A 7606-nucleotide genomic window follows, 5' to 3' on the forward strand; every position below is an offset into this window, starting at 1 on the left:
CCCGAACGACTGAGGAGATAATTGCCTCTGCTATGGATGGGCAGCCTGAAATAGTAGCCTGAAATAGTAGCCTGAAATAGTAAGTAATGTCGTTGAATCAGTAACAAGAATCCTTTCCCTTTAGGAAGGGGAGTATGTCAACGATTGAGCAAACCTTTTGCCGGGGGCGCTTCCCGTTGCAGCAGGAAACCGGCACTGCACTGGGTCGGTGGCAGGTAGTTCACCCCAACAGCAGATCTACAATTCCATAGAGTTGCTGTACCTGAGGCACTGAGCTCCCAATGGCTTCCCAGAGAGGTGGTACTCCCCCTTACGATATCCTTATCCTCTCAAACGGCCCCGGTGAGCTGACCACCTGGGTTCGTCCGGTGGTAATGGAATTGCGCCAGCAACTGCCTCAGGCCCGCCTTTCTCTGGTGCTCTCCCCTTGTCCCCACGCATCGGGGCAGGAGGTGAGGATAGCGCATCAGTTTATTCAGGTTGATCGGGTGCAGGATCCAGATTTTTTTCTGGCTTTTTTACTCACCGGTCAAACGGAAGAAGCTTGGGATTGGGCTAAACGAGGGGTGGTACTCTTCCTAGGGGGGGATCAGTTTTTTGCCGTCTGCATTGCTCGGCGTTTGCGATATCGCCTGGTTGTTTATGCTGAGCATCGCCCCCGCTGGCAAGCTTGGGTGCATGCTTTTGCTCTGCGCACGGAGGAAAGCAAGCAACGCTACGATGGTGGGCGCCTGTTGGGCCACCGCTGGGCCAGCAAAATGCATGTAGTGGGGGATTTAATGGCGGATGGTGTAGCCAGTGCCATCTACCTGCCGGGGGTACCGGTTTGGCCTAGCAGCGGATCCCTCTCCACCCAGCCTCCTGCCAAACCGACGGCTGGTTTTTCTTCTCTCACCCAGATTTCAACTTTGATGGAAGATGTCCCCTCTGAGGGAACCCTGTCAGAGCCGCTACCGAGTCGCTTTGCTGAAGAAGAATTGCTACCGCGGGGCTGGCAACGCCTCAGTGATGGGGGGCGCACCCATTATCAGGTCGGGCTATTACCGGGATCCAAACCTGCCAAGCTCTCCTTGGGGGTACCTCTGTTGTTGGCGGTGGCCGATGAGCTGCGGCAACGCTTGCCCAACATTCGCTTTGTCATTCCCGTAGCCCCTGGCCAAACTCCCCAGTCTCTGGCGCGCTACGCCCACCCCAGGTTCAACCCCGATATGGCTTTGGTCTACGGAACATCGGCGGCTCTGGAGCAAACCAACTTGGGGGCCCAATTTATCACCCCCTTCGGTACCACCATTCAGTTATGGACAGCGTTTCCGGCCTATTCGGTGCTGGCCAATTGCGATCTCTGCTTGACAACCATTGGGGCCAATACAGCGGAGTTAGCCCGATTGGGGGTGCCGATGGTGGTGGTCATCCCCACCAATAAGTTGGAGGCGATGCGGGCTTGGGATGGGATCCTGGGTCTATTGGTGAATTTGCCCATTCTGGGTACTGGCTTGGCCCGTTACATCAACCGCTTGGCCCTACGTTGGTTAGGTTACTTGGCTTGGCCCAACATTTGGGCAGGCCGGGAGGTGGTGCCGGAGTTGCGCGGGCATTTGCGTCCGGTGGAGGTGGCAGAACAGGCGCGGCTTTTGCTCGAAGATCGGCAACGCCGTCAGCAGATGCAGATGGAGCTACAACAGCTGGGGGGAAAACCAGGGGCTGCTCAGGCGATCGTGCAGTTGGTGGCTCAGCAGTTGAGCAAAGGATGAGTTGGCCACCTACGAGGCTCTCCCCCCGGGATCCGCCTAGCCCTACAATGGGATCCATGCAAGTCACAACACCGATTCTGGTCATTGCCGGCTTAACAGGGGCAGGAAAAACCCTGGCCATTCAGCAATTGGAACAGTTAGGTTACGTGGGCCTAGAAGGGATCCCACCTGCCCATGTGGTTTCTTTAGTCGAGGCAATGCGCCCCCACCACGCTGCTTTGGCCATTAGCTTGAACCTGCGCCAGCCCCACTACCTGGAGCAGTTGCCCACCTTGGATAGGTGGTTACAAGAGCAAGGGATCCCCTTTTTGTTTTTGGAGGCCCGTCCTCAGGTTTTGCTCAACCGCCTTAGTGCCCACCGGCGTTCTCATCCCCGGTATTTGACCACCTGCGGACTGTTGGAGGCCATTGAGCAGGAGCATCTGGCGCTGCGCCCGGCCCGTGAGCGTTGCACCCATCTCCTGGATACCTCCGATCTCAACAGCCAACAGTTGCGGCAGCAGCTGGAAGCTCTCATTGAAGGGATCCCTCAGCCTCTGAACCTAAGCCTGGTCAGTTTCGGCTTCAAGTACGGTGTTCCCGCCGATGCCAACCTGATGTTTGATGTGCGCTTTTTGCCCAATCCTTTTTTTCAACCCCAGCTGCGTCACCTCACGGGTCAGGATCCCGTGTTGCAGGAGTTTCTTTTTGCCGATCCGGTTACCCAGTCCACCTACCGGCAGATTTTCTCCCTGATTCAGGAGTTTTGGCCCTATTACCAAGCGGAACGTCGCCCCCACCTCACCTTGGCCATTGGCTGCACCGGTGGCCAGCATCGCTCCGTGGCTTTGGTGGAACGGTTGGCCCAGGATCTGCGGGCTACTCTCCCCGGGCAAGGGTTACCCGATCTTAATATCCAAGTCCACCATCGCCATTTGCTGGATTCACAGCGGGAATTGGAGGCCCGCTTCGGCCCGCCCCCTGCGGTTAGGAGCCCGGATAGCCACGGCACCCTAGTGGCAACGGCTGCTATTCCTGTGGTCCCCCATGGTTAAGCCTGTTCCCAACAGTGGCGACAAATCCCCTCCCTCCCGTTGGAGGATGGGCCGTCGTGGTGGGTCGGGAGCCGGATGGAAATGGCTCTCCCCGGGGTTATCGGTGAAGCGCTGGCTCAGCTTGGCCATTGGCGGTGTGCTGTTGATGGTACTGGGTATTGCCATCTGGACGGAATTGACCCCTGTTTTTCGGCTGAAAAAGCTCATTGACCTCACCCTCCGCCTCATCACCACTTGGATCCCCAATAACATCAGTGGCCCTTTGGTAACCGCAACTGGCCTAGCCCTGGTGGTGTTGGGGTTCCGCAGCGCCATGCGCTCCATTGAGGATGTGCTGATTCCGGAGGGGGATGAAGCCCTGGTGGATAAGCTGCTGTCTCGCCGTCGCCTCAGCCGTGGGCCGCGCATCGTAGTCTTGGGAGGAGGCACCGGCCTATCCAATCTGCTGCGGGGCTTGAAACACTACAGCGCCAATATCACAGCGATAGTTACCGTAGCGGATGATGGCGGTTCTTCCGGCCGCTTGCGGCGAGAGATCGGCGTTTTACCCCCTGGGGATATTCGCAACTGCCTCACCGCCCTGGCCAACGAAGAAAAACTGCTCACCGAACTGTTTCAATACCGCTTCCAATCGGGGGATGGGCTAGCAGGACATAGCTTTGGCAACCTCTTTATTACCGCCCTGACCGCGGTGACCGGTGGTGATCTCATCCGCGCCATTACCGCCACCTCGCGGGTTTTGGCCATTCAGGGACGGGTGCTACCGGCTACCTTAGCGGATGTTACCCTCTGGGCCGAGCTGAGGGACGGCCGCCGCGTTGTTGGGGAATCCAACATTACCAAAGCCGGTGGGCGGATTGTGCGCATCGGTTGTGATCCACCCAACCCACCAGCGCTGCCGGAGGTTATCGAGGCCATCCAGGCGGCAGAGTTTTTAATTTTGGGGCCGGGTAGCCTCTACACCAGCATCATCCCCAACCTGTTGGTCCCGGAAATTGTGGAGGCCATTGCTCAAAATCTTGCCCCCCACATCTACGTATGCAACATCATGACGGAGCCAGGTGAAACCGATGGCTATACCGTCGGTGATCATGTCATGGCCCTGGATCGAGTAGCCGGCACCCGCCTTTTTGATGGGGTACTGGTGCAACGCGATCCTCCCTCGGCGCGGGCACTGGAGCATTACCGGCGTAACGGCTCAGAGTTTGTCCGCTTGGATCCGGATAAGCTAGCCTACCTGGGCTGTCGGGCGGTCCTGGCCAACGTCATGCAAGAGGATCCCGCAACCGGACTGGTGCGCCATAACCCAGAACGCTTGGCGGCCATGCTGATGCGCTGGTTTGAACGACATCGCCCTCTCTAGGCTTGACACTCCTCAATCCGCTTACGCTGAGACTGAGGATTCTTGGTTCAGCAAGTCAACTTGCCCCCCAACACTAGCGTGCTCAAGGGTAGAGGTCGTCTCTCCCCAAGCGTTTTGGTTGTCTAGTAACCTTCCGTATGCCCTACGGTACACAACCCTTTACGCAGGATATTGATAGCAGCAGCATGCTCCCTCTGAAGCTTACACCCACAGGCACAAACGTGAGTCCGAGTCGAAAGCGACTTTTTAACAATCGCTCCACACTGCGGACACTCTTGTGATGTGTATGCCTGATGTGTATGCCTGATATGTATGCCGGTGCTACCGCAACCGTTGCCGTCCCGTACTTTTGACCGAAATACTCCAACACAGCCGGAACTGATACCACCCCGCATCCTGAATTGCTTTCGCTAAACAATGGTTTTTCACCATATTACGGATACTGAGATCTTCGTAAGCGACCAAATCGTTAGATTGGATGACAGATTGGATGACAGATTGGATGACCCAGTACGCCAGTCGTTTGGCCTGCTCTTTACGTTGCCTACTGATCTTCAGTTCATGTTTAGCTAGGCGTTGACGGGCTTTCACCCGATTTTTTGAGCCTTTAACCTTCCTACTGAAGCGTCGTTGCCAGCGCTTCCGCTTGACTTGACTCTTTCTATAGAACTGCTGCTTAAGGTCATACTTACCCACGCCCTTATTATCCATCCAGAAGCGCAAACACTTATTCCTCACAAACTGAGCGGTGCGAATAGCTTCATTGATAGCAGTGACTTGGGCAGGTTTAACCCTGGCTTTGTATTCGAGGACTATCATAGATATCATAGATAGTATTATGCTAGCTAGCATAGTCAGGGTAAATTGTTCGCGTCTGGGGCATTGAACTCCGTACACTCACCGCTTTACATCCCCAATCCGCTTTGCTGTGGACCGCAGGTCGTTCCTGATTGGGGTCTTACAGCGACTCTGATAACCCTTTGTCCAAGGAAACCAACTCTGCTTGGGCCAACCCCAAAAAGACCCTAATCACCATTGACCTGGCTATAAGGTGCCATTCATGATACGAAATATGGACCTGATATTTATCTGACCAGATTTTCTCCATGCTGAAGCGTTTATTTTCGGGTGGCTTGCGGCGGCGAATTGGCCGTATTGAAGTAACCGGGGCTATTGAGAACAAAACCCGTGACCGGGTCTTAAAAGCCCTGAAAGAGGTGGAAGAAAAGCAGATTCCGGCTGTGGTCTTGCGGATTGATAGCCCGGGTGGCACCGTGGCCGATTCCCAGGAAATCTACAATGCCCTTGTCCGCTTACGGGAGCAAAAAGGTACCCGTATTGTTGCCAGCTTTGGCAATATCGCCGCTTCTGGAGGGATTTACATTGCCATGGGAGCCGAAAAGATTGTATCCAACCCAGGTACCATCACCGGCAGTATTGGTGTGATTATTCGCGGTAATAATATCGAGCGCCTCCTGGATAAAATAGGCATTTCCTTTAAGGTGATCAAGTCCGGCCCCTATAAAGATATTCTCTCTTTTGATCGGGAGCTGACCTCCGAGGAGCGCAACATCCTCCAAGAGCTGATCGACATTACCTATAGCCAGTTTGTCCAGACGGTGGCAACCGCCCGCAAGCTAAGCCTGAATGTGGTAAGAAGCTTCGCCGATGGGCGCATCTTTAGCGGCGAACAGGCCCTCCACCTGGGTGTGGTGGATCGGCTGGGCACAGAAGAAGATGCCCGCCTCTGGGCAGCAGAACTGGCAGGCCTAGATTCAAATACCCAATTTTATGACCTGATCCCGCGGCGCAGCGGCTGGGCACGGCTGCTCCCGGCAGGCGAAGCCCTGACCCGCCTACATTTTGATGTAGCAACCTCCGGCCTCCCCCTCTGGCTCTACACAGGGTTCTGAGGGACTATTCTTAAATTTTATTGGCACAGATATCAGGGAGAAAAGACTTCTAAAAGAGAGCTGATCTGTCCTACTACATCAAAACAAGCAGCTCAGGAAGAGCTTAAACTTGAAGCAATCTCAGCTTCAAGTTAATTGAATCTGTTTAGTTAGGTTGACCTTGTGTTACAACAATAGTTATATTCCCTACAGCAAGCTGTCCAGAGGCATCTTCTGCTGAAATTTGAAGATCATAGATTCCAGGAAAAATAAATGCAGCATTAATGAAAACCTGTCCATTGATAAAGTCGGAATCAAACGAAGCTACAAAGGTGCCGTTTGGGTTAGTAATAAAAGGAGGAGTAGGAGTAGGATTGATTTGAACATTGATAATAATTGGTTCGACACCGCCGGTAATTCTCGCAACAATTGCATTAACATTAGCTGTCCCTGATATCAAACCGGCACCAGGGCCACCTCCAGCACCCACAGGAATGTTGACATTAATTACATCTCGATTTGGCAAAATAGAGACTGCTAAGACTGGAGGAATTGGAGGAGGAGGAACAGGCCCCTCAGCAACAATTGGGGGAACAGCATCTGGAGTTGGGACAGGAGGAATGGTTGGCGCAGAAACCGGTCTAGGGATCCCGGCTGTAGGTTGGGCAACAGCTACAGGGGCAGATCCCACATTGCTTCCTCCTACTTCAACCGTTGGGTTTTGTACACCAATGATTGGCCCCGGCAAAAAGCTCGTGACATTCTTATCTTTGGCTTGCTGACAACCAACCAAAGCTATCGCGATTAGAAGCGAAGAAGTACCACCAAGTGCCAACATAAGAAACTTATTCATTGCCACACCCCTCACATTCACCGAAACTTAAAATTCAGCCTCAACTTTACCTATCAAGCCACTACCGACCGGTATTACCTTGTTCACAGCTTATAGGTTTCCACAAGCAGGAACCTGAGAACCACGAATCTCTGTACGACTTTTTTCTCCACTAAATATGGAATCATCGACTCTGAGCACCTGACCAAAACTATCACGAATAGTCAGGATAATAACTATGTCATCACCTGTTAATTCATTTCCAATGGTAACTTGTCCCTGTGCATCAACTTTACGCACACCACGAATACTCTTAGAGAGAATTCTGAGATCACGAAAAAATCGAGGATCTGTCGGAAAGGTAAAGCTAAAGTTGAATCCCCCTACATCTGTAAATGTGTTTCCTCTGCCAGTTAGCAAGTTCTTAAATTGCTCTAGAGCAGTTGGCAGAATGACATCTGTCACATCTGTTCCACAGGTGATATTCAGAACTTGTATATCAACATCAGCAATAACACCACGGACGATCAAATCGATAATGTCAACTTTGTAGGACAACGAGGCAAATTCCTGGTTGACCCTGAAGCCACTGTTATCATTCGTCGGATCAAACTGAGGTGGGTCGGGCAGGTTGGGTTGAACCGGAGGAGGTGTAACCGGAGCAAAGTCGGGGACAGGGCGAAGGGTGGTGGGTGGGCCGACCGGGGCGAGGGTAGGAGCAATGGCCACTGCTG

At 53.4% G+C, this 7606-nt stretch carries 5 protein-coding genes and 2 pseudogenes; 4 read left to right on the plus strand and 3 right to left on the minus strand.

From position 1 onward, the window contains the following. Positions 1 to 374: 374 nt before the first annotated feature. Genes Q0711_RS03275 through Q0711_RS03285 form a run of 3 tightly spaced genes read left to right on the plus strand, consistent with a single transcriptional unit; the run spans position 375 to position 4148 of the window. Positions 375 to 1751, plus strand: coding sequence for a hypothetical protein (locus Q0711_RS03275; protein WP_366519081.1), 1377 nt, complete (start codon positions 375 to 377; stop codon positions 1749 to 1751). A gap of 56 nt (positions 1752 to 1807) precedes the next feature. Then, positions 1808 to 2785, plus strand: a complete 978-nt coding sequence (rapZ, locus tag Q0711_RS03280) for an RNase adapter RapZ (RefSeq protein ID WP_299041569.1) — start codon at positions 1808 to 1810, stop codon at positions 2783 to 2785. 46 nt (positions 2786 to 2831) lie between these two features. Next, a complete protein-coding gene (locus tag Q0711_RS03285; protein WP_299041581.1) occupies positions 2832 to 4148 on the plus strand; it encodes a gluconeogenesis factor YvcK family protein in 1317 nt (438 codons plus the stop codon). Positions 4149 to 4169: 21 nt separating this feature from the next. Here the strand turns inward: Q0711_RS03285 and Q0711_RS11635 are convergent. Continuing rightward, positions 4170 to 4967: pseudogene (locus tag Q0711_RS11635) on the minus strand (transposase). Between the two features lie 287 nt (positions 4968 to 5254). Here Q0711_RS11635 and sppA point away from each other — a divergent pair. After that, a complete protein-coding gene (gene sppA / locus Q0711_RS03300; RefSeq protein WP_299041573.1) occupies positions 5255 to 6061 on the plus strand; it encodes a signal peptide peptidase SppA in 807 nt (268 codons plus the stop codon). Positions 6062 to 6206: 145 nt separating this feature from the next. Here sppA and Q0711_RS03305 read toward each other — a convergent pair whose 3' ends face one another. After that, positions 6207 to 6893 carry a hypothetical protein gene (locus tag Q0711_RS03305; RefSeq protein ID WP_299041575.1) on the minus strand — a complete coding sequence of 229 codons (687 nt, stop codon included), beginning with the start codon at positions 6891 to 6893 and terminating at the stop codon, positions 6207 to 6209. 90 nt (positions 6894 to 6983) lie between these two features. Further along, positions 6984 to 7606: pseudogene (locus tag Q0711_RS03310) on the minus strand (hypothetical protein); the annotation flags it as partial.

The sequence above is a fragment of the uncultured Thermosynechococcus sp. genome, assembly GCF_937958135.1.
In the GTDB taxonomy this organism is placed as follows: domain Bacteria; phylum Cyanobacteriota; class Cyanobacteriia; order Thermosynechococcales; family Thermosynechococcaceae; genus Thermosynechococcus.

Coding starts and splice junctions, on each gene's coding strand:
- Q0711_RS03275 (WP_366519081.1), top strand. CDS start 375: ATGGAATTGCGCCAGCAACTGCCTCAGGCCCGCCTTTCTCTGGTGCTC.
- Q0711_RS03305 (WP_299041575.1), bottom strand. CDS start 6,893: ATGAATAAGTTTCTTATGTTGGCACTTGGTGGTACTTCTTCGCTTCTA.
- Q0711_RS03285 (WP_299041581.1), top strand. CDS start 2,832: ATGGGCCGTCGTGGTGGGTCGGGAGCCGGATGGAAATGGCTCTCCCCG.
- rapZ (WP_299041569.1), top strand. CDS start 1,808: ATGCAAGTCACAACACCGATTCTGGTCATTGCCGGCTTAACAGGGGCA.
- sppA (WP_299041573.1), top strand. CDS start 5,255: ATGCTGAAGCGTTTATTTTCGGGTGGCTTGCGGCGGCGAATTGGCCGT.